The organism is Ilumatobacter sp. (genome assembly GCF_046290335.1).
Classification (GTDB): Bacteria; Actinomycetota; Acidimicrobiia; order Acidimicrobiales; family Ilumatobacteraceae; genus Ilumatobacter_A.
Window position 1 is genome coordinate 45119 of sequence record NZ_JBKAGH010000006.1, and the last position, 21930, is coordinate 67048.

Below are 21930 nucleotides of genomic sequence, written 5' to 3' on the forward strand. Positions count from 1 at the left end.
TGGTGTCAGGCACCATCCGCGCGATCGCCATACTCGCGGAGGATCTGGTCGACGATGTCGTGACGTCGCTGCACGGCGATCGGCGTCTCGGACGCCGACCCGTCATCGGTGTTCGTGGAGAGGTTGACGTGAACTGCGAACGACAGTTGACGGTCGGGGTCGTGTCCGGCGAACGTCATCCCACTCAGACCAGAGTGTCCGAAGCTCCGTTCGCTGAGCCCGGGGAACCCGTGGTGCGGAAGGTCGACCATGAACCCGTGCGCGTGGCGGGCTGGCCGGTCGAGCACCCGGTCGAACGCCGCTTCGCCGGCGGGCTCCACGAGATGATGCAACGATCGAGACGAGACCAAACCGGGCGCAGTGAGGGATCGCCCGAGGGTGACGTACAGGTCGACCAGACCGCGCATCGAGGCGTAGAGACCGATCGATGCGCACGGATCGCCGAGGTTGTCGATGCTGCGTTCCCACACGAGCGGCACCGGTGTACCGGCCACGTCGGAGACGTTGAGACGAATGTCGCCACGACGCTCGATCAACCGTTCGGGTCGTATCTCGAGGTGGTCGGACAGCCCAGCGGGTTCGATGATCGCCGACCACAGGTACTCCGCGAACGGCTGCTCGGTGACGGCTTCGATCACGAAGGCGAGCAGTTCCCAGCCGACGAACTCGCTGTACGTCCGCGTCGGCGGGGGTGTGGAACGAGCGAGCGCTTCCGTGATGTGCGCGCGACGCACATCACGCCGAAGCGGGACGAATGCGACGGCAGGATTGCGCCAGGTTCCCGTGTTGTGGGAGAGCAGATCGTCGATCGTCGTGTCGTCGATAATCAGCCGCTGGTCCGGGAGCAGTTGGTTGATCGGCTGGTCGAAGCGGAGAAGACCGTCGTCGACGAGCCTGGCGATGGCGAGCGCTGTGAGCGGCTTGCCGGCGCAATAGACGCCGAAGAGGCTGGATGTGCTGACCGGCTGATCGATTCCGTCGAGTCCGGTTGCCCAGCTCAGGTCGAGCTCCGGTGACCGGACTTCGACCTGTATGGCGGTCGCTGCGGTTCGGTCGAGGAGTTCGGTGAGGTGGTCGACGAGCCCCGTCATCGCGTCTCGACCGCCCGACACATCCGGGCGAAGTCCGACAGCGCGCGGTTCGCGTGCGAGCGCTGGTCGAGGAATCCCCGGAAGACCCGGTCTTCGTAGATGCCGGCAGCGACGAGCACCATCACCGGGCTCACGCACTCGATTCGCATCCCCGTCACGGCGGTCAACGAATCGAGCGTCGGGTCGTAGGCAGCCGTCAGTTTGGCGAAGGTGCTGAAGACCGTGACCTGCGGCGCATCGGTCGGATCGACGCGGTCGACGAGCCACCCATCGCGGAATCGCTCGACGAAGTCGAGGTCGCCGACCAGGCTGTCCCGGCAGACGTGGCGAATGGTCACGTCGACATTCGGCACCACCTTCTGTGGTTGACGAGCGAGTTCGACGTCGAAGGGTGGATGCTGTGCCCATGCATCGGTCTCCGACCGCACCATCAGCATCCGGGCGCGATCGATCGGTGGAGCGGCGCCGAACAGCACGTCGCTGAGGAGGTGACCGGGGGTCGGCTTGAGTTCGAGACGACGACCGTCGCCGGCGGCGGAAGGCGAGGACTCGACACGGGCGACACGGGCCATTCCATCGGACACGCGGACGCTCATCAGCGCAGCGTCGTGTTCGTCGCGCAGCACGACGTCGAGGTCGGCGATGTCGACCGGGAGACCGTCGAGGCGCTCGACCCGATCGGTCAGTTCCATCACCGGAGGAAGCCGGTGACGTCGACCACGACGTCGACCGGCGCGCTCGCGTAGACGCATACGCTGCCGAGCAGACCTACCGGGATGAGCGCGCTGTTCGACGTCACCCCCGAATCGAACGTCAGTGTCGCCGTCGGCGGGCGCTCGGATGCGCACGGATACACCGTCAGGAATCCAGGAGGGTCCAAGTTCGAGGCGATCGCTGCGACGGACAATGCCACTGCGGTGGCGTCGCCAGGGATCCCACCGCGCCCGGTGGTCGACACGATCTGCGTGTCGACGCCCTCGACCGGGAAGAGCCGTCCGTTGCCGGCCTCGCGGCCGTCGACCGTCGACGATTCGGGTCGAGTGTCGGACAGACGTGATGGCGTGATCCGGCCCAACAGCGCCTCCGGGATCGTTCCGGTCGAGTCGACGACGAGATCGGCGTCTGCGCTCGAGACGAGGCAGACCGCGCCGTCGGCGCCGACGGGAACGATCACGCTGTTCGAGGTCACCGAGCCCCGGGCGAAGTTCACCGAAGCAGTCGAGGGTTCCGTTTCATCGCATGGATAGGCGGTCAGGAACCCGTTGGTCGCCGGGCGCACGACCGCGATGTTCAACACGACGGCGGCACCGTCGCCGGAGAGCCCGCCGCGGCTGCCGATGGCCAAGTCGAGCACCGAACCCGCAGCGACCGGCCCGATCCCTTCGAACTGACCGTCGACGGTCCGGCTCTCCGCGAGATCCCTCGACTCCAGGAGCCGAATCGGTGCGACCGAATCGAACCCACCATCTGCAAAGGCTCCCGTGAAGTCGACGACGAGGTCGGTCGATCGACTCGTGTACACGCACACCGCGCCGTCCGGGTCGAGTCCGACCGTCAGGCTGTTGGACACCACCGCGCCTGCGGCATAGTTCAGCGACGCTGTCGTCGGTTGCGCCGAGTCGCACGGCCAGGCGGTGATGAAGCCGGCCTGGTCGGGCCGAATCGCCGTGACGTTGAAGACCGCTGCCACCGCTGACGACGAAATCTCTCCTCGACCAGCGACCGGCAGCTCGATCACCTCGCGGGCGTCGAGTCGGCCCACCCCGTCGAAGTCGCCATCGACCGTCGGCAGCGTCGACACGGTTCGGCTCTCGAACAGACGCACCGGTGGCGACGAGAGAAACAGCGAGGTCGAGGTCTCGCCGCGCACCCCGTCGGAGCCGCCGCCGAGTTCCAGTGCCGCCAGCGCAGCTCGGATCGACACGGGATCACCCTGCAGGCCTCCGTCGTACGGATTCGTCGCCACCCAGTGGCCGGTCGGCGTGCCGGCGTCCATCGACGCTGCGGTCTCCCACGGCCGCAGCAGGTGGAATCCGACGAACGGCGTTCCGAGGTCGTCGAGGTCGCCGGTGACCCGCAGCGTGATGAGATCCCCCACCTCGAGGCCGGCGCCGTTGACGACGTCGATCACCGTGCGCTCGACGAGACGGGTACGGACCGGTGTCGACCCGTCGAGATTCTCGTCGTCCGACGACGACCACCCTGCAGGCGTCTCCAGTTCGACGATGATCGTCGAGTCGGCTGCGACTGCCTCGATCGACTCGTGTCCTCGCCGACTGGCCCCGGGATCGGAGAGCTCCTGCGAGTCGTCGATCGTCTGGGCGCTGCACGACGCGGCCAGCGCAGCCAGCACGAGCACCGCAAGCGAACGCTTCACTTGCCCACCTGGAACACGCCTGCGTCGTCGGCCTGGGGACCGTTGACCCCGCACTGGGGGTCGAGCCGGTCGTCGGTGATCGGATACATGATCGAAGCGACGGAACAGTCGGTGTTTCGATCGCCGGTATGGCCGGCGCCGAGCGCATGACCCAGCTCGTGGCCGATCACGTTTCGATACTGCCGGTCGCTGAGCGAACGCCCCGAGAACGAGTTGACGACGACGGTGTTCGCTCCTGAGACCGCTCCGGACTGACCGCACACCTCTACCAGCGCGCCGGAATCCGAATCGACGAAGGCACCATCGAGATGCACGTTGCCGAGGTCGGACTCGACGACTTCGAGATCAGCGGAGTTCTCGACGAAGGTGAAGATTTCGCGTCCGGCGAAACGTGACCTGAAGCGGTCGAGGGCAGCGAGTTCCCACTCCGCAGACGCCTCTCGAACGAGACGTTCGAATCGGGGCGAACCGGTCACCGAGACCGAGATCGGAAAGCTGTCCCACGTGCACCCGTTGGAGACGAAATCCTCGATGCCGAGATCGAGCGGCTCGGCTCCCACCGAACCGATACCCAAACCGGTCGCCACCGTTCCGACCGCGATTGCGACCGGTGCTCGCCCGACTCTCCGACCCCGACTCTCCACCCCACGACCTTTCCGAAAACCGAGCGCTGAGCCTCTCAGGTCCGCCCCGAGCTGTCAACCAGAACGAGGCCGCGCTCGTGGCGAGACGACGGCTTCTGCGACGGCGCCGGAGTCGGAGTCAGGGGGTGAGTGCGGTGACTTCGACTTCGATCTTCATCGCCGGGTCGGCGAGGCCGAGGACCATCATCGTCGCGGCGGGCGCAGCGGGCCCGAAGTAGTCGCGCAGCAGCGGCCAGCACGGCTCGAAGTCTTCTGCGTTGGGGACGAGGTACCGGACCCTGACCACGTCGTCGGCGCTCGCGCCGGCACGTGTGAGCGCGTCGTCGATGTTCGCGAGCGTCTGGCGGCACTGCGCCACGACGTCGTCGCTGATCGTCATGGTCGCGTAGTCGTAGCCGGTCGTGCCCGACACGAACACCCACCGACCATCGACGACGGCACGCGAGTACCCGATCTCGCGCTCGAACCGACTCCCCTGCGAAACACGTTCACGCCCCACCCCCGCAGTGTCGCACGCACCTCGGCGGCGTTCCGGCAAGTGTTTCGAGCGGGGCCACCGACGGCGAGCGCATTCGTTGGAACACGATCGATCGTGCGTAGCGTCGACCACCTCGTTCGGAGGTGCGGTGATGAAGACGGTAGGAAACGTGCTCTGGCTGGTTCTGTGCGGCGTGTGGATCGCGATCGGCTGGCTGTTCTGGGCACTGCTGCTCGCTGTGACGATCGTGGGCCTTCCGTTCGCACGGCAATGCCTCAAGCTCGCGGAGTTCTCGTTGTGGCCGTTCGGTCGAACGGTCGTGAATGACCCCAGCGCGACGAGGCTCGGAGTTCTCGGTGCGGTCTTGTGGATCATCCCGGGCGTGCTGATGGCGATCAGCTACGTCCTGACCGGCGCATTGCTGTGCTTGACCATCATCGGCATTCCCTTCGGAATCCAGTCGATCAAGCTGGCTGGCCTGGCGCTCCAGCCGTTCGGCAAGAAGATCATCCAAACCAAGGACACAACCTCCTTCTACGCGAACAGTGACGCGGCGAGAGCCTGACGCTGCCGGTGAGTGGTCCATTCAGGTGTCGCCCGCGGTCAGGCAACTCTGTCGTCTGGAGCCGGCGGGGGGAACGAACGAGATGTTGGAGAAGTGCGAGGCGGCGGTTCGCCCTTGAACGTGTCGCGGAAGGCATCGAGGCCGCGGTTGGCGTTGACCACGGCGATGTACGAGCGTCGACCGTTCGAGTCGGCTGCAAGGCGCGTCATCGCGACGTAGGCCAGTCGCTTCGATTCCTTGCTGCTGCCGACGCACAGCACGACCGCCCTCGACTCCCAGCCCTTGAAGCTGTGAATCGTGCACGCCTTGATGCCGGGTGCGTCTGGCCAGAATCGCTGCTTTCGTCGTTTCCGTTCGTCCTTGTCCTTGGCGAAGATGTGGTGAACGTCATGGCCGTGCCGCTCCAGTTCGCGAACGACCCGAAGTCCCTGATCGTGTGATTCGCACAGCACGACGATTTCACTCGGGTCGAGGCGATTCGCTCCGGAGGCGAGTTCGTGCGCGAAACGTGCAGCCTTGTCCGGGATGTCGCGAGCAGACTTCACGTTGATCCAACGCTTCTCGGTCGGAGCATCGCTGAATGGCAACGCCCCGCTTGTCGGCCGCGGGACAGGTCCGATCACTTCGCCACCGACGAACTGTCGCCCGAAGGTCGCGATCGTGGCGACCATGTCCCTCGGCAACCGGTACGAATGGCCGAGATCGGTCCACGGCCCGGAGAAGCCAGCACCGAGCATGTGAGCTTCGTCAGTCCATGAATCCTGGCCGTAGATGTTCTGCGTCGGATCAGCGACCAGCAACATCTCGCCCGCGGGCTTCACCTGCTTACGGAGCAGATTCCACCAGTCGAGCCGAAAGTCCTGGCCCTCGTCGACGAGGATCGCATCGAAGCGCAGCCGCACTCCTTGTTCGGTTGCCGACATCGCCTGGTGGATGACGAGGTCAGCGTTGTCGGCGTCGTCGGGAACGGTCAGCTCAAGGCCCTTCGCCCTCGCATCGTCGACGATCCGCGAGCAGAAGCCGTGGAGATGCACGCACGTCACGCGAGTCGGGTCGGCCCCGTTGGCTGAGCAATGACGGGCCACGAGCTTGCGCAAGTAGTTCGCCAGCGTCACGTTGAACGTCAGCAGCAGAACGGATTCACCGGCCGCAGCCAGTGCAGCCGCCCGGGCGGCCAAGCCGTACGACTTGCCACACCCTGCGGATCCGCGCACCCGACGCATCTTCGCCCCGTTCGGGTTCTTTGCGATGTTGGCTGCACCCTCACTGAGTGGCTCGGGTGCCAGGAGACGCGACACGTATGTTGCGCTCTCCAAGTGGGTGCGGAGCTTCGACATCGAGTCGGCTGGCGGTGACGCTGGTGCCGTGCCGACGAGTGCTTCTTCGATTGCGTCGAAGAACTGTTCGCCCCACACCGCGACCCGCTCCCCAGGTGCTCTCGCGGCACGCCGAAGGACTTCATTCGCTTGCTTGCTCGGGTGATTAAGCAGCACGACGATCGATCGGACGCAGGGCGGCACGATGCGTCCGTCCTCCGGCAGCGCAAACGAATTCTCGAAGATCGAGGACCGGTACCGAGAGGCTTGCAGCCGGGGGTGCTCGTCGACCGCTGTCCAGCCTGCCGAGCAGCGGCGCTGGACCACGCCGTTCTCGTTGCGGTACTTGTTGTACGCCCAGTCCTTGACCTCGATCGCGCAGACTCCGTAGCCATCGTGGAGCGCGACGAAGTCCGGAATGTCCATGCCGAGTCGCGGCTGTACATACACGGACCAACCGTCGCCCAAGCCCGCAAGTGCGTCGAGAACACGAAGCTCGCCGGTGTTGAGCCACTTCGGGCGCGAACGGGTCTCTTGTAGCGACGGAACGAAATGTGCCATACCCACCTCCTGCCGAATCAGGTATGGAGTTGTCATCGTCCTGCCTGCACCGCGACTTGAGGGGGGCCACACAAGTGGGCCGGCCGAAGTCAACGCCCACCCTCCGAGTCGGGGCAGGGTATGGCGATGCTCGAGTAGGTTGCCGGCGGTGGGCGAGTTGGAGCGGGGGCTGTACGAGGTGCTGGTCACCGACGAACTCGCTGCGCAGCTCGACGAACTCGCACGCCTGAGCGCGGAGGTTCGCGACCTGCGCAGCGCGGAGGCGCCGGACCGGATCTCGTTGCACATCTCGCGGCAGGTGGAGCGGGCGCTGCGCGACGTGAAAGACGCCGACCGGCTGCGGGTCGGTACCGACGTCGCACGTGCCCTGCTGGTACAACTCGCCGAGCTCACGAACACCGAGGCGGAGCAGCTACCGGTCAGCCCGGCTGCGGTGTTGCACGCCATCCTCGGCATCAAGCCCGACGGGTCGGCGGCGCCGATCGATACCCCGCTCATCCCCGTGCTCGACACAACACTGCTCACCAACGCGCCCGGCGAGCCGAGCCTGTGGAACCAGCTGATCTCGGAGATCTCGTCGGCTGACCGCATCGACGTGGTGATGGCGTTCATCCGCATGAGCGGCATCCGTCCGTTGCTCGACGCGTTGCGAGACCACTGCACCGCGGGCAAACCGCTGCGCATCCTCACCACCACGTATACGGGTTCGACGGAGGCAGCGGCGCTGGAACGGCTCGCTGAACTGGGCGCCGATGTCCGGGTGTCGTACGACGTGAGCACGACTCGGCTGCACGCGAAGGCGTGGGTGTTTCATCGAACGAGCGGGTTCTCGACGGCCTACATCGGGTCGTCGAACCTGACGCGGTCGGCACAGGTCACCGGCATCGAGTGGAACGTGCGAGCGTCTGGCGCCCGCAACCCTGACGTCGTCGACAAGTTCGACGCGGTGTTCGACAGCTACTGGTCGAACGGTGACTTCGTGCCGTACGAGGCCGAGGAGTTCGCCGAGCACATGGAGCGGGAGGGCCGCAGCGACACGGGTCCGCACGTGATACTCAGCCCGATCGAGTTGCGTCCACACGCGTTCCAGGAGCGGCTGCTCGACCTGCTCACCGTGGCTCGGTCGAAGGGTCGCCACCGCAATCTGCTCGTCGCCGCGACGGGCACCGGCAAGACGGTGATGGCCGCGATCGACTACGCCCGGCTTCGTGGGCAACTTCCGTCGTCGAGGCTGCTGTTCGTCGCACACCGCGAGGAGATCCTCGATCAGAGCATGGCGACGTTTCGTCACGCGTTGCGTGATCCGGTATTCGGGGAGAAGTGGGTCGGTGGCGCCCGACCGCAACGCTACGACCACGTGTTCGCGTCAATCCAGAGCCTAAACGCGGCCGATCTCGACAACCTGGCTGCGGATCACTTCGACGTGGTGATCCTCGACGAGTTCCATCACGCCGCCGCGTCGTCGTACACGAAGCTGCTGAACCACCTCGTCCCACGCGAACTGTTGGGCCTCACGGCGACCCCCGAACGCAGCGACGGCTTGCCGATCCTGCAATGGTTCGACGATCGGATCGCGGCGGAGATCCGGTTGTGGGAGGCGATCGATCAGCAGCACCTGGCACCGTTCATGTACTTCGGGGTGCACGACGGCACCGACCTCACCCACGTCCCGTGGAGGCGCGGGCACGGCTACGAGATCGACGCGCTGAGCAACCTGTACACGAGCGACGACGCGTGGGCGCGCCTCGTGGTGCAGCAGGTCGCCGAGCATGTCGACGTGTCGTCGATGCGGGCGCTCGGGTTCTGTGTGAGCGTTGCGCACGCCGACTTCATGGCCGACCATTTCACTCGGAGCGGGATCGCGGCCGTGGCGGTGAACGGCGACACGCCCCGCGCCGAACGCGTCGCTGCGCTTGCCGGATTGCGGAGTGGCGAGGTGCGCGTCGTGTTCTCGGTCGACGTGTTCAACGAGGGCGTCGACGTGCCCGATGTCGACACGGTGTTGATGCTGCGTCCGACCGAGAGCCCGACGCTGTTCTTGCAGCAGCTGGGGCGTGGGCTTCGCAAGGCACCGGGCAAGGCGTTGTGCACGGTGATCGATTTCGTCGGCACCCATCGCAAGGAGTTCCGCTTCGACCGCCGGTATCGGGCGCTGCTCGGTGGGACGCGTCGCAGCATCGAGACGGCGATCGATCGGCGGTTTCCGTTCCTGCCCACGGGATGTCACATGCAGCTCGATCGGGTCGCGCAGGAGATCGTGTTGCGCAGTTTGCGGGATGCGATTCCGACGCGTTGGCCAGCGAGGGTCAACGAGCTTCAATCGCTGCGCCGGGCCGATCCGAGTATCGACCTCGCCGGGTTCTTGGACGAGTCGGGCCTCGACCTCGACGACGTGTACGACGGTCGCCGTTCGTGGTCGGATCTGCTCGAAAAGGCCGGTGCGTCGGTGGCGCCGCCGGGCCCGCACGAAGTCGAGCTGCGTCGGGTGGTCGGGCGGCTGTTGCACGTCGACGACCACGTCCGCCTGGCCACCTACACGGAGCTGTTGGCTCGACCGACCGCACCGGTGGTCGACGACCTCGACGTGCGAACACGGCGGACGTTGCACATGCTCGTCGCGCCGGTGGTGGATCAGATCGTCGGCACGGGCCGTGCGTTGGCGAAAGACATCGGGTTGCAAGCGGCGACCGACGTGGTGTGGGCGCATCGGCAGGTGCGCGACGAGCTGCGCCAGGTGTTCGAGTTGCTGGCCGATCGGGTCGAGCACGTGCATCGCCTGCTCGACACGCACCCCGACTCCCCGCTCCAGATCCACGCTCGCTACACGCGCCTCGAGATCTTGGCGTCGCTCGGCCTCGACTGCGACGGTGGGCGACGGGCGAAGGTCGCGCCGTGGCAGACCGGCGTGAAGAATGCCGCCGACATCGGCGCCGACCTGTTCGCGTTCACCCTCGACAAGTCCGACGGCGGGTTCTCACCGACCACCCGCTACCGCGACTACGCGATCAGCCGGGATCTCATCCACTGGGAGAGCCAGTCGATCACCCGCGCCGACAGCGAGACCGGCCGGCGCTACCAGCACCACGAATCGATGGGCCGCTCGATCCTGCTGTTCGCCCGGATGACCGTCCGCGACCCGTTCTGGTGCTTGGGCCCCGCCACCTACCAGCACCACGTCGGCGAACGCCCGATGGCCATCACCTGGAAACTGCACCACCCCCTCCCCGGCGACCTCCACCACGACTTCGCCGCCGCGGCGGTCTGAGGGGCCGCTGGTTCGGTGACGATGGCCAGTCCGAACACGGGGCGCTCGAGTGCGAGCTGTTCTCCTGCATCGGCGAGTCGCACCTGGAACGACGTTCGCAGCGAGAGTCGAGGGGCGCTCCATGGAGTACCCGACGACTACGAAGGTGCCAGGGCTGCCTTGACCATCAGCCAAAGATCGCGGAGCTCGTCGCTCGGAAGATCGTCGACATCGCACGCCACGAACTCGTCGACCGTCATGCCGTACGGCGCGACGACATCCGCCACCTGCCGGCGGAGATCGTCGGAAGTCAAGGGAGCGGTCGTCATGAAGTTCACCGTAGCCAGGGGCTGCAACGGCCCATGTTCGAGATCAGCTCCCCCTACCTCGCAGCTCACGGCTCCGCGTGACCGGCAACCATGGGTGGAGGCCGATCGCAGAGCTGGGCGCTGCTGTGTTGGGCTTCGGTACACCCTGGGCATCGACCCAAGCGCGAACGCGGCCGTGTGGGAGTCACTCCGTTGTCGTGCCAGCAAGCAAAGCGTGGCCGTCAGACGCGGACGGTTGTCAGAGTCGCACCAGAGGTGAAGACGCCATCGCAGAGCACCGACCAGCCACGCGTCTGCCCGGGCGGAACGTCGAACACTCGATCAGTTTCCACGGTCCCGTTGGGACAGGTGATGTCGACCCGTACGTCGGCCTCTACCGACAACCCGTTCGTGGTGTCTCCGACGACCTCAGTGATCGAGAAGCCCGGGCCGTAGCCGGTGATCCGAGCCGAGAACCCCGACGGAGTGGGTGCCACGTTGCTGCCTTCGAGGGCCGCCACACGCTCCTGGAGCTGACGCAGACTCGAGCGCGTGTAGTAGCCGTTCACGTCGATGACGACGTCGACCTGCCCGGCGTTGTTGAACATCTGGAACGAGCCGGAGTCCGAGAGGGCAACGACGACCGCGTTCGGAGTCGGAGGCTGGCCGGGAGATGGGTTGAGGCTCGCCGCAGTCGGCTGACGCCCGCCTGGCCAGATGGTCAGAAAGGTCTGGGCCGATGCGTTGAGTGCGGTGATGTTCATCGAGAGCCCCACGGCTTCGGACGGGATCGTGCATCGACCGTTGGAGCCGTGAGCCTGGAACGTCGCAGTGCGTCCGGAGCCGAGCGTGTCGACGCGCCCGACACGGTCGCTCGAGCGTGTGTCCGACAGCCGACACGGCGAGGTCGGCACGAACGACGTGTCGACGTCGCCAGGCGCAGCCGACGCACTCCAACTGCTGAGCGAGAGACCGACCGCAGCGACCGCGAGTGCACCGGCGACGAACGGGGCAAGTTGATTCCTGATGACTGACATCGAACACGATCGCGAAAACGTCACAGTCGTGCAACCCCGATCTGTTCGACGAGCACCGTGATGCGCAACATGTCGACATCGATGGCCGGCACGAGCCTTGTGGGTACCGACGTTGACGAACGCCAACTCAGGGAGGTCGGCGTGCCCGCCGGGTGGCCGGGTCTCAGGCTGATGCTGGGAGGCGCGAGCTGAGCTCGACCGCGATCGCTCGGGCGGCATCGGCCTCGATTCCGCCCGGATCGTTGATGGCCGCGACCAGTGCCCGCGGCCATGTCACGAGGACGTCGTCGATCTCGATGGGTTTCGCCAGGAGGGCCCACTCGGCGTTCGTGAAGCAGATGACGGGTCGCACCGGCATCGAGCTGAAGCCCATCGGTGCGAGATGCTTGGCCACAGCGTCGACCTGCCAGCGCATCTTCGCGACGAGTTGCGTCTGGTTGCGGTTGTTGACGTAGAGACGCTTCGTGCCGGCGTGGAGGCGCCGCTCGACCTTGCCGGAGTAGTTCTTGGCGTCGATCACCCAGATGGCCGACGGGGCGATGACGACGTGATCGATGTTGCCGTTCGCGTCAGCTCTCTTCCTCCGGGCGCCCAGCGTCGACCGCCATCCAACCGGCAGGGATCGTCACCACTCCAAGGTTGATGTCACGCATGCGGCTGGCTGCCACCTCGCAGGCTTGACGAGCCGGAACGAATCGCACGCCTGATGTAGCACCTGGGTGTTGAAAGCGCGTAGTCACGCGCTCGAGACCCCACTCGGCGAACTGCCAGGTGACCAGGTCCCACTTCCTGGCCGTCCCCTCCATTCCCTTGAACCACCGATCCCATGCCTTGCGATCCACCGTCTGTTCCTGCCGGTAGTACTGCACACCCGCTTCGTCGAGGGATGGGCCGACCACCCGAAACGGCAGCCGCCGAGTGTCCCTCGCTCGGCTCCGAGGTACGCCCGTCTCCAGGTAGCGCCCTGACAGAACGTGCATCAAGTCGATGCTCAGGGGTCGCTCAGACCGGAGCATCGCGAGAACGATCGCTAGTGCTCGGCGCTCTCGACCGGAGTCTGTGTACCAGTAGTCCCGGAAACGTCCCGAGCTGACGTGCCTTGCGGCGCGGCCTCCCTCGCGCTCCATGCATCGGAGACGCTGTTCTATCGACTCGAGGACGATCCCGATTCGAACCACCCCATCGTCCGAGTCGTCGTCGTGAAGGGAATCACCAAGATCGGCGAGCCCGAGGAGCGCGGTCGTGCGGATCCACCGCTGGCTTCGCGGCAGCGGGCCGTCTGAGAGGCTGTACGACGCGAGTTCGCTCGTGGGTCCTCCCTCCCAGCGAGCCAGGCCAGCCTCGGCCATCAGGGTCTGAAACGCATCGATCGAGCCGGTGTAGGAGAGGCAGAAGACTGCCTGCTCGAGCAGCCAATCGAGTTGTTGGCTCCCTGAGTCTGAAGAGAGCTCGTTCAGATGCTGAACCACCAGTTCGAACAAGCGGGCTGCTACTCCCGCAAGGCCCGCCTGTCTCAGCGCCTCGATTGCTTCACGCCTGGCCGTCCCGTCGACTGAGAGTACGGCCTGGGTCACCACCGACCGAGTCGCCCAACGGGCATGGATCGGGACCTCGGCGAGAATCACGTCAGCGTCTGTCAATCCGCGCTGAGCCTGAGACGCTCGCCGCCGAATGTTGCCCCAGTTCGATCGGCCTCCGTCGTCGGCAGTCTCGTCGTCAAGCCCTGACCGCAGCGCCGACCAGACCGCCTGCGTGGGCGCTCGGACCCATCGATCGTCGCCTGAAAGCTCCTTGGCGAAACCCAGCCATCTGCGGTACCGCTCCCGATCTTCGAGGTAGCTCTGTCGTGTCTTGGGGCCCTTTGCGACGGGTGTGCCATTCGGCATCTCTTCGGTCGAGCTCAGATCAACGAAAGCTGCAACCGGTGGGGCCGAGGATCCGAATGACTGTCCAGTGCGTTCGTGCTCGTCCGCCATGTAGGCCATGTAGGCAGCCGTGTACCGTCGCGCAGCAGCCGTGGCATCGAGTAACCCGTCGAAGAGATTAGGATCGGGGTCCTGAAGGAGCAGATCGCACACGCGAGCCACATTCGATGGATCGCTCTCGGTGATGACGAGGGCAGCGTACGATTGCTCACGAGTCGACAAGACGCCGCTATCGCCGAACGGCCGCACAACGGTTGGAGAGTCGTTGACCATCGCAGCGCTTCGGCCGAGAGCTAGGCGTGCGCGAACGTGGCCAACGATCTCGGAGTCGTCGAGTCCAAGAAACCGAACCGCCTCAAAGACCAACGATCGTGGGCGGTTCGGATTCAGCGTCTCCTCGGTCAGGATTCTGCTCAGGAGCACTCGCGCTGAATGCTTGACGTCCTGGGCACGGGTTGGGCCCCACACCGCCGCAGCGATTTCTGGCTGTCGCCAGAGTTCACCGATTCGCGTCAGGACCCGCGGCAGCCGCCAGGTCGGTGCCGCTCCGAGGCCTGCGGGCGCCTGCTGCCCCAGTATGTGACCGAACATGTGGTGCTCGATTCGCTCCAGGGCAATCTCGCCGATGACCGCCAGGTACCGAGTCGCCGCTACTCCCCCACTCGACGGTGGGAGCGAAGCGATCGCGATCAGCTCGTCACAGGTTTCTTCGAAGAGCTCTCGCATCCTGGTATTCCGCCGCCGGTACGGCGAGCGGGGCGTCGCATGCTGCTCGAGAACGGCCTTGAGCCCGTCCCCGAGTTGTTGGGCGAGCGCAGCCGCGAGGCGCCCCCTGTCGAGCACCTCATATTTCGAGCGAGAACTCCCCGCAGCCCAGGCGGAAGCGAACGAAGCGCGGTCGACGACGTCGACCTCGGTGGCCGCTTCGACATCAGCGCTCTTGTAGAAGCTCATGAGGTGCGCCACGCGATCGCTGTGAATCTGAACGAGATGGTCATCCAGCGTGCGGATCAGTGTCGCGACGCGCGCCCGGTCGGACCTGCGGCGCTCGGGCTCCACGGCGACGCCCGAGTTCGACGACTCCAGCTTCGCCATCGCGACGAGCGACTCGTAGCCCCGCTTCAGCTGCGCGATCTGAGGGGAGTCGGCGAGTGCGGCGTCGGAAGTGGGTTCGGTCACCAGCTCCGCGAGCATCGTCTCGATACCACCCACAGCGCTGTTGCGACCACGCTTCTGGGTCGCCAGGAGATGGAGCCACGATTCACATGCGAACCGCACCAGTGAGAGCGGCTGAGCAATATTCGGTTCATGGACGACGGGCGCAACCATGAACCGAAGATACAGCAACGTCGATATTGATCATACAGCTCGCGCTCGCTGCATCATTTGTACCTAGAACTGCGCATCATGCAGCATTTGGCAACCCAGATGTATCGGCCAGCACCTCCCAGACGGCTTGGCCCAGCTGTCACATGCCCATCTAGCTGGGGCGATGCACCAATTTCAAGATTCTTGTACTACGGGCTTGCGGAGGGCTGAGGCGCCATACCGCTACTTGAAGTGGCCCACTCATCCGGATTGGGCTCACTGAGAGGAGCAATGATGACCAATCAGCAACAACAGCGGAAGCGGAGGGTGGTGCGGGGAACCGCCATTCTCGTGGCAACCGTGATGACCACCGCAGCGACGGTTGGGGCCGACGGCGACTCGGAACCGGTCGACGCCGTCGAGCGCAGTCCGATCGAGATCATCGAATCGATCGTGCCTGAGGTTCTGGAGGACACCAACCCCGAACCGACCGTCCTGCCGGCCAACCTCGCCGACGGCTACCAAATCGCCACGACCGACGGTCTCGTCACGATCAACGTGCCGGGCGCCGACGGGCCTGCCGTCGATCTTGGGGATGGGGCAACCTCGTATGAGACGGGTGAGGTTGACACCGACACCGTGTTGCTGCAGACAACCTCCGGCGACGTTCGCGTGCTCAAGGTGATCGCCGGCACGGAGGCACCGTCACGATTCGAGTTCTCGGTATCCGATCCGTCGATCAAGCTGGTCACGACACCGACCGGCCACGTCGAGTTCCGGCGAGACGGCATCGGCATCGCGACGATCGCTCCACCGTGGGCGTTCGACTCGTCACAACACCCGGTCTCGACGCGGTACATCGTCGACGGTTCCTCCTTCTTCCTGGAGGTCGACCACCAGAGTGCAGAGGTCTCGTACCCGGTCGTCGCTGACCCGATTCCTGCGGTCATCTGGATCTGGGGGGCCCGATTCGTCCTGGGGGCCATCGTCTCCAAGGCCACGAAGTGGGTCTACGAGCGCCGGGGCTACACGTGCCCTTGGTGGGCGTCCTACTGGAACGTCTGGTTCGGGTGCTACAAGCGAGCAGGCTAGCTCGCCGTCTCGGGCCGGCCTCGCAAGGCCAAGCCTTGTAGGTAGATGTGGCCGCCCTCACGAGGGCGGCCACATCGCCTGTCCCGCCGGTTCAGCGAACAACCGCACCTGCAGTTGGCACGAGCGAGCACCCCGCCTTCATCAGCAGTACGGATGGCAGAGACGGGGTCATTCCGCCACGGCGTCGATGTCGATGCCGACCTCGGCGAGGCTTTCGGCGAGGGCTCGGAACTCTTCCAACGCGGCTTCGAGGTCTTCGACGATCTCGGCGGCGATGATGCCGGGGGCGGGGAGGTTGTCGGTGTCTTCGAGGCTCTCGTCGCGGAGCCAGAAGATGTCGAGACTCGCTTTGTCACGAGCGACCAGCTCGTCATAGGTGAACCGCTTGAACCGCTCCGTCTCCTCGCGCTTCCCGATCGCGCCAGGCCGGTAGCAAGCGACGAAGTCGTCGAGGTCGGCCCGCGTCAGCGGGTTCTGCTTGAGCGTGAAGTGCTGGTTGGTTCGCAGGTCGTAGATCCATAGATCCTTGGTCCACGGGGTCTCCGAGCCAGGCTTGCGCTCGAAGAACAGTACGTTGGCCTTCACGCCCTGGGCGTAGAAGATGCCGGTCGGCAGGCGCAGCAGGGTGTGGACGTTGCATTCGTGGAGCAGCTTGCGGCGGATCGTCTCGCCGGCGCCTCCCTCGAACAGCACGTTGTCGGGCACGACGACGGCGCACTGGCCGCCGATCTTCAACAGGGTGCGCATGTGTTGCACGAAGTTGAGCTGCTTGTTCGACGTCGACGCCCAGAAGTCGTCGCGCACCACGGTCATGTTCTGCTTGTCGGCCTTGCCCTCGGCGTTGACGATCGTCACCGACGACTTCTTCCCGAACGGCGGGTTGGCCAGCACAAGGTCGAACCGCTCCCCCGGATCGTCGCGCAGCGCGTCATCGAGCCGGATCGGGCTGTCGCTCTCTGGGGTCTCGATGCCGTGCAGCAGCATGTTCATCGCACAGAGCCGAGCGGTGTTCTCGACGATCTCCCACCCGGTGAACGCACCCGATCGCAGGTGCTGCTTCTGGGCCCGGTCGAGGTGCGGGTTGTGCTTGATGATGTAGTCGTAGGCGGCGAGGAAGAACCCACCGGTCCCGCAGGCCGGGTCGCAGATTCGCATATCTGGCGTGGGCTGCATCACGTCGACCATCGCAGAGATGAGCGCCCGCGGCGTGAAGTACTGCCCGGCGCCCGACTTGGTGTCGGCGGCGTTGCGTTCGAGCAGGCCTTCGTAGGCGTCGCCCTTGATGTCGACGTCGAGGCCCATCCACGTCTCGCCGTTGATCAGGTCATGGATCAGCCGCTGAAGCTTGGCCGGGTCCTGGATCCGGTTCTGCGCCTTGCGGAAGATCACGCCGAGCATGTCGTCGGTGGTGCCGAGCTCGTTGAGGATCTTGATGTAGTGCGCCTCCAACGCCTCGCCCGACAGCTTCAACAGCGACGGCCAGTCGAGCCCCTCGGGGACGATGTTCGGCAGGCCGAGCTGGCGCTGCTCCTCGGACATCTTCAGGAATAAGAGGTACGTGAGCTGCTCGACGTAGTCGCCGTATGACAGCCCGTCGTCGCGCAGGACGTTGCAGTAGTTCCAGAGCTTGTCGACGAGGGCCTTCGAGTCGGTCACGATGCAGCCTTCTTCTTCCTAGGAGGTGGTTTCGCCGCCGAACGCGCTTCCGCCATGCGATCGAGTAGCACCGACGCTGGTTCGTCCGTCGGATCCTGGGGGACGAGCTGACCGGAGAACGCGGCCGCGAGGACCGAACGGCGGAGCGAGCTTGATCTCGAAAGAGCCGAGCGAATCGCTGAGGATGACCAGTCGGCCACCTCCGCGAACCGGTCGATCTCGTCGCAACGGCGCCGCTGCTCTTCCAGAGAAGGCGTGGCAACCGGGACCGTCCTTAGTTGGCCACCTGAGATACCTACCTGTCCCGCAGTCGTCTTGAGCCTGGCCTCGATCTCAGCGCGCCCGCGGCCGACTGACAAGTACGCGCTAATCCATCTCGGGTCAGCCTTGGCCATGTCCACCACTCCCCTGATGAGCTTGTCCGGGTGGAGGACGCCCGCGGCTGACGGCGGAACTACGGCACATGCACCGACGTACTTCGGATTGCCGCTGTACCTGGTGAACAAGACGTCGTCCGGTTCGATCCGATAGTCCTCCGCTCGATCCGGCAATGGATCAGCGAACCTGACGTCCTCCACATCGAGCCTTCGGGGCCGGACCGCGCTGATTCGAAGTATTGGTTCGCCGGGTGGATCAGCGGACGGCCTCGACACGAAGACTCCGTTCCGGAGCGAGATGAGCAAGTCCGAAAGCGGCTCTAGCTGCCAGTCGCCGTCGGAGAGTGCAGCGCACGCAACGTCTACCAAACGGCTGGCTCGTGTGAGCGCCGCAGTCAATGAAGCCTCGGCGGCGTCGAGACGGGACAAGTGCTCCTCGATGGAGTCGACGATCCGTCGTTGTTCTCGGAGCGGCGGGATCGGGATGGGAAAGCTCGCCAGTCCCTGCTTGCCCAGGTGGCGGATGTTGACTCCCCGCCCGGCCTCGCCGAAGCGGCCTGAGAACGCTGCGCTAAAGAAGTACCAGTAGAGGAAGCCCTCATCCATCTCTGCTGAGCGAACGCGAAGCAAAGTGTTCTGGAAGCATGCGCCAGGGATCTCGTTGCGCCAGATCGCGGGCTTTCCAACCTCAGCGGGGCTACCAGAGGCTTCATTCAGCAGGAGGTCGCCGTCTCTGAGTTCGAAGGTTGTCGCCTCATCCGGTTCAAAGTTCATCTCCTTGACATCGATGACGTCGATGCCATGCCAGGTGACATTGGCCGACCGCAGGTAGGGACGCATGTGTGGGCCGGTGTGGTTCTTGGGTGAGCGCTGTCGGCCCAGCTGAACGGTGGCCACAGCACCGACGGTCGAAGCCTCCCAGCTCTCTGGCAGCTCGCTCACGCGGCCAGCGCCTCGGTGAGGTCGATCAGCAACGTGTCGAGGTCCGGGCCGAACAGTTCGCGCGCTTTGAACAGGCCGCCGTGTTGGCTGAAGGGTGGGTCTTGGAGTTCGGCGAGGTCGATGGTGAGGCTGGCGGCCAGATGGTCGCGGATGAGTGCGAGCCAGGCGATCTGGTCGTCGGTGAAGGTGCGCCCGGCCTGCTGTTGCTGAAGCATCCAGGCATCGAAGCGTTCGGCTGCTCGTTGGGGCCACGGTTCGAGTTCGTCGTCGAGGCCGAGGGTGAACCGCACGAGTGACACGAGGTTGGTGAGCACGGTGCCGGCGGAGCCTCGGACCTTGGATTCGTCGAGGGTCTCATACGCGGTCCAAAGCTTGTCGGGGGTCCAGCGGTGCGGCGGTTTGCCGATGGCGTCGGCGAGTGCCTTGATGTCGCTGTAGGTGGGGCGCTGGGCGTATGGCTTGGAGTAGTACACCTGGAGTGCGGTGATCTCGTCCTGGTGGTCGTCGAGAAACTGGCGGAACGACTCGACGGTCTCCTTGGCCCGGGATTCGGCGTCGACGACGAAGTCGGCGCGGGTGATGGTGTCCTGGCTGATCTCGTCGATGACCTGTTCAACGCTGCGCTGGACGTTCTCGAGTTCCTCGCACAGCTGTGGGTTCGACGCGATCGGCAGCAACGCCTTCTCGAACATCTCCCGTTGCGTCGTGGCAACGATGTCGGCGTCCGGATCGATGACGCCGCTGGCCTGTTGCGCGGTGGCGATCTGGCGATCTGGGTCGATCGCCTCCACCAGCTGTTGGGACAGATCGCGCAGCGAAACTCCGGCGATCTCTTCGAGGTGTGCTCGGTCGTCGGCGGCGATCCGGCCGTCGAGGCGGGACAGCCGCGAGGCGAGCGAGGAGACGAGGTCTTCGTTGACGTGGCCGAGTCGTGCCTGGTGCAGCAGCTTGGCGAGCGGGACGCCGCGTTTGCGTTCCAGCGGGGTGGAGTCGATCAGCTTGGTCTCGGTCACGCCGACGCCGTCGATGAGCACGAACCGATCCTTCGACGCAGCGTCGGGGGTGACGCTCTGCAGGGTGGCGTCGTCGATGGTGCGAACACCGCGGCCTTTCATCTGCTCGAAGAAGTTGCGGGAGCGAACCATCCGCATGAACAGCACCGCCTCGATCGGTTTCACGTCGGTGCCTGTCGCGATCATGTCGACGGTGACCGCGATGCGCGGGTTGTAGCTAGTGCGGAACGCCTGCAGGAGATCTTCGGGTTTGTTGCCGTCGGAGGACTTGTAGGTGATCTTGCAGATCACGTCATTGCCCTTGCCGAACTCTTCGCGCACGATGCGGACGATGTCTTCGGCGTGAGAGTCGTCTTTGGCGAAGATCAGCGTCTTGGGGATGTTGGCCAGTCGGCCGTGCTCGTCGACCTCGCGGTCGGGGAACATCGCCGGCAGGTTGTCGCGGAACGCCTTGGCGATCGTGCGGATCTGGTCCTTGGCGACGACCTTTCGGTCAAGGGCTCGGGCGTCGTAAGCGAGATCCTCGTCGACGGCTTCGAGGCGTTCCTGGCGGGTCTCGCGGTTGCGGAACGTGGTGATGTAACCCTGGCCGCCTTCGATGGTCGAGCCGGCCTCGGTGATGGTGGTGGAGAGGCGGAACACGTCGAAGTCGACGTTGACGCCATCGGCGACCGCTTGGGGGAAGCCGTACTCCATCACGAGGTTCTGGTTGAAGAACCCGAACGTCTGCTTGCCAGGCGTGGCGGTGAGGCCAATAAGGAAGGCATCGAAGTACTCGAGGACCTGGCGCCACACCCCGTAGATCGAGCGGTGGCATTCATCCACGATGATCACGTCGAACGCCTCGATCGGCAAGTGTTCGTTGTAGTCGACCTCGACGGTGCGTTCGGGTTCGTGGTCGAACGTTGAGTGCTCGTCGAGTTCGTCGTCGAACGTGTCGTCGCCGCGCAGAATCGAATAGACCCGCTGGATGGTGGAGATACAGACCTTGGCGACCGGGTCGACGTGATTCGAGCCCAGCCGCTGCACGTTGTACAGTTCGCTGAACTTCCGGCCCGTGCCTGGCACGTCGAAGCCCTGGAACTCCTTGAGCGTCTGCTTGCCGAGGTTTGCCCGATCGACCAGGAACAGGATGCGCTGTGCGCCGGCCTGGGTGATCAGCCGCTCGGCGATGTTGGCTGCGGCGAACGTCTTGCCAGAACCGGTCGCCATCTGGATCAGGGCGCGGGGCTTGTTGTCCTGGAGTGACTGTTCGAGGTTGGTGATCGCCTCGTGCTGTGCCGTGCGCAGCCACGGCGTCTGGTCGGCCGGCGGGAGGGGCTCGATGTCGTGGACTCTCGCTCGGAGGGTCGCACCCAGTCCCTCGACCTGGTCCTCGATCTGGTCGGTGAGCGTGCTCGGCTGGTGGAACCAGAACACGCGGCGGGCGGTCGGCTCGGGATCGAAGCGACAGGTGAACCAGGTTTCGTCGCCGGTCGACTCGTATCCGAACGGCAGGCGGCCGTCGGCGGCGCGGACCGCCGGGAGCTCGTCGGGGACGTTCGATTGGTACTTGACGGTCTGCCACTCGACCCCGGCGAGGGTGGTGCCCTGCTTCTTCGCCTCGATCACTCCGACGGCCTGGCGATTGACGAACAGCACATAGTCGGCCGGTCCGGCAGCCGTCACCAGCTCCCTGACGGCGACGCCCTCACCTGCGTAGAGGTTGACGCTCTTGTAGTCCTGGACGACCCATCCCGCCCGGGTCAACATGTCGTCGATCCGGGCGCGAGCCTTGTTCTCCGGGGCGATGTAGTCGCCAGGATCGTCCGCCGTCATCAGCGGCAACTGTACGAGGTCTCACAGCACCGGGCCCGATCTTCATTCGGCGAACGTCTTCGAGTTCACGAGAGGCCACCTGGCCAACGCGGGTAGAGCCAACGAGTCTGCGTTCCAAGGCGCCCGACGGCCTTGGCCAACCCATCACCAGCCCCAGAGAATCATGAGCCACGTCGCG

Annotated in this window: 16 protein-coding genes; 3 read left to right on the plus strand and 13 right to left on the minus strand. The window is 65.1% G+C overall.

From position 1 onward, the window contains the following. Positions 1-5: 5 nt before the first annotated feature. The 5 genes from ACE37B_RS19575 to ACE37B_RS19595 all read right to left on the minus strand — a co-directional run bounded on the left by ACE37B_RS19575 (position 6) and on the right by ACE37B_RS19595 (position 4611). Positions 6-1091, minus strand: coding sequence for a serine hydrolase domain-containing protein (locus ACE37B_RS19575; RefSeq protein WP_409925025.1), 1086 nt, complete (start codon positions 1089-1091; stop codon positions 6-8). Beyond that, positions 1088-1783 (minus strand): hypothetical protein, encoded by a 696-nt coding sequence (locus ACE37B_RS19580; RefSeq protein ID WP_409925026.1) that lies wholly within the window; start codon positions 1781-1783, stop codon positions 1088-1090. The genes ACE37B_RS19575 and ACE37B_RS19580 overlap by 4 nt, the downstream gene beginning before the upstream one ends. Further along, positions 1783-3468, minus strand: a complete 1686-nt coding sequence (locus ACE37B_RS19585; protein WP_409925027.1) for a hypothetical protein — start codon at positions 3466-3468, stop codon at positions 1783-1785. The genes ACE37B_RS19580 and ACE37B_RS19585 overlap by 1 nt, the downstream gene beginning before the upstream one ends. Beyond that, on the minus strand, positions 3465-4055 hold the full coding sequence (locus ACE37B_RS19590) for a hypothetical protein (protein ID WP_409925028.1): 591 nt from the start codon (positions 4053-4055) through the stop codon (positions 3465-3467). Before ACE37B_RS19590 ends, ACE37B_RS19585 begins: the two co-directional genes overlap by 4 nt. A gap of 175 nt (positions 4056-4230) precedes the next feature. Further along, positions 4231-4611 carry a RidA family protein gene (locus tag ACE37B_RS19595; RefSeq protein WP_409925029.1) on the minus strand — a complete coding sequence of 127 codons (381 nt, stop codon included), beginning with the start codon at positions 4609-4611 and terminating at the stop codon, positions 4231-4233. Between the two features lie 130 nt (positions 4612-4741). Here ACE37B_RS19595 and ACE37B_RS19600 point away from each other — a divergent pair, with 130 nt between their 5' ends. Then, positions 4742-5155, plus strand: coding sequence for a YccF domain-containing protein (locus tag ACE37B_RS19600; protein ID WP_409925030.1), 414 nt, complete (start codon positions 4742-4744; stop codon positions 5153-5155). 38 nt (positions 5156-5193) lie between these two features. Here ACE37B_RS19600 and ACE37B_RS19605 read toward each other — a convergent pair whose 3' ends face one another. After that, entirely contained in the window at positions 5194-7068 is a 1875-nt protein-coding gene (locus ACE37B_RS19605) for a UvrD-helicase domain-containing protein (protein WP_409925031.1), read from the minus strand. Between the two features lie 112 nt (positions 7069-7180). Between ACE37B_RS19605 and ACE37B_RS19610 the strand changes: the two genes are divergently transcribed. Continuing rightward, on the plus strand, positions 7181-10297 hold the full coding sequence (locus tag ACE37B_RS19610; protein WP_409925032.1) for a DUF3427 domain-containing protein: 3117 nt from the start codon (positions 7181-7183) through the stop codon (positions 10295-10297). A gap of 137 nt (positions 10298-10434) precedes the next feature. Here ACE37B_RS19610 and ACE37B_RS19615 read toward each other — a convergent pair whose 3' ends face one another. From ACE37B_RS19615 to ACE37B_RS19630, 4 genes are all read right to left on the minus strand, one after another. Next, positions 10435-10605, minus strand: coding sequence for a hypothetical protein (locus ACE37B_RS19615; RefSeq protein WP_409925033.1), 171 nt, complete (start codon positions 10603-10605; stop codon positions 10435-10437). A gap of 221 nt (positions 10606-10826) precedes the next feature. Continuing rightward, positions 10827-11621 (minus strand): hypothetical protein, encoded by a 795-nt coding sequence (locus tag ACE37B_RS19620; protein ID WP_409925034.1) that lies wholly within the window; start codon positions 11619-11621, stop codon positions 10827-10829. Between the two features lie 163 nt (positions 11622-11784). Next, a complete protein-coding gene (locus ACE37B_RS19625; protein WP_409925245.1) occupies positions 11785-12240 on the minus strand; it encodes a nuclease-related domain-containing protein in 456 nt (151 codons plus the stop codon). Then, positions 12191-12601, minus strand: coding sequence for a hypothetical protein (locus tag ACE37B_RS19630; RefSeq protein WP_409925035.1), 411 nt, complete (start codon positions 12599-12601; stop codon positions 12191-12193). The genes ACE37B_RS19625 and ACE37B_RS19630 overlap by 50 nt, the downstream gene beginning before the upstream one ends. A 2583-nt stretch (positions 12602-15184) precedes the next feature. Here ACE37B_RS19630 and ACE37B_RS19635 point away from each other — a divergent pair. Next, complete coding sequence (locus tag ACE37B_RS19635; protein ID WP_409925036.1) at positions 15185-15946, plus strand: hypothetical protein; 762 nt, start codon at positions 15185-15187, stop codon at positions 15944-15946. A gap of 168 nt (positions 15947-16114) precedes the next feature. Here the strand turns inward: ACE37B_RS19635 and ACE37B_RS19640 are convergent, their stop codons facing one another. Genes ACE37B_RS19640 through ACE37B_RS19650 form a run of 3 tightly spaced genes read right to left on the minus strand, consistent with a single transcriptional unit; the run spans position 16115 to position 21752 of the window. Next, entirely contained in the window at positions 16115-17605 is a 1491-nt protein-coding gene (locus ACE37B_RS19640) for an N-6 DNA methylase (RefSeq protein ID WP_409925246.1), read from the minus strand. Further along, on the minus strand, positions 17599-18921 hold the full coding sequence (locus ACE37B_RS19645; protein WP_409925037.1) for a restriction endonuclease subunit S: 1323 nt from the start codon (positions 18919-18921) through the stop codon (positions 17599-17601). The genes ACE37B_RS19640 and ACE37B_RS19645 overlap by 7 nt, the downstream gene beginning before the upstream one ends. After that, positions 18918-21752, minus strand: a complete 2835-nt coding sequence (locus tag ACE37B_RS19650; RefSeq protein ID WP_409925038.1) for a DEAD/DEAH box helicase family protein — start codon at positions 21750-21752, stop codon at positions 18918-18920. Before ACE37B_RS19650 ends, ACE37B_RS19645 begins: the two co-directional genes overlap by 4 nt. Positions 21753-21930: the final 178 nt, after the last annotated feature.

Coding starts and splice junctions, on each gene's coding strand:
- ACE37B_RS19605 (WP_409925031.1), bottom strand. CDS start 7,068: ATGACAACTCCATACCTGATTCGGCAGGAGGTGGGTATGGCACATTTC.
- ACE37B_RS19620 (WP_409925034.1), bottom strand. CDS start 11,621: ATGTCAGTCATCAGGAATCAACTTGCCCCGTTCGTCGCCGGTGCACTC.
- ACE37B_RS19630 (WP_409925035.1), bottom strand. CDS start 12,601: ATGCACGTTCTGTCAGGGCGCTACCTGGAGACGGGCGTACCTCGGAGC.
- ACE37B_RS19615 (WP_409925033.1), bottom strand. CDS start 10,605: ATGACGACCGCTCCCTTGACTTCCGACGATCTCCGCCGGCAGGTGGCG.
- ACE37B_RS19650 (WP_409925038.1), bottom strand. CDS start 21,752: ATGACGGCGGACGATCCTGGCGACTACATCGCCCCGGAGAACAAGGCT.
- ACE37B_RS19580 (WP_409925026.1), bottom strand. CDS start 1,783: ATGGAACTGACCGATCGGGTCGAGCGCCTCGACGGTCTCCCGGTCGAC.
- ACE37B_RS19575 (WP_409925025.1), bottom strand. CDS start 1,091: ATGACGGGGCTCGTCGACCACCTCACCGAACTCCTCGACCGAACCGCA.
- ACE37B_RS19600 (WP_409925030.1), top strand. CDS start 4,742: ATGAAGACGGTAGGAAACGTGCTCTGGCTGGTTCTGTGCGGCGTGTGG.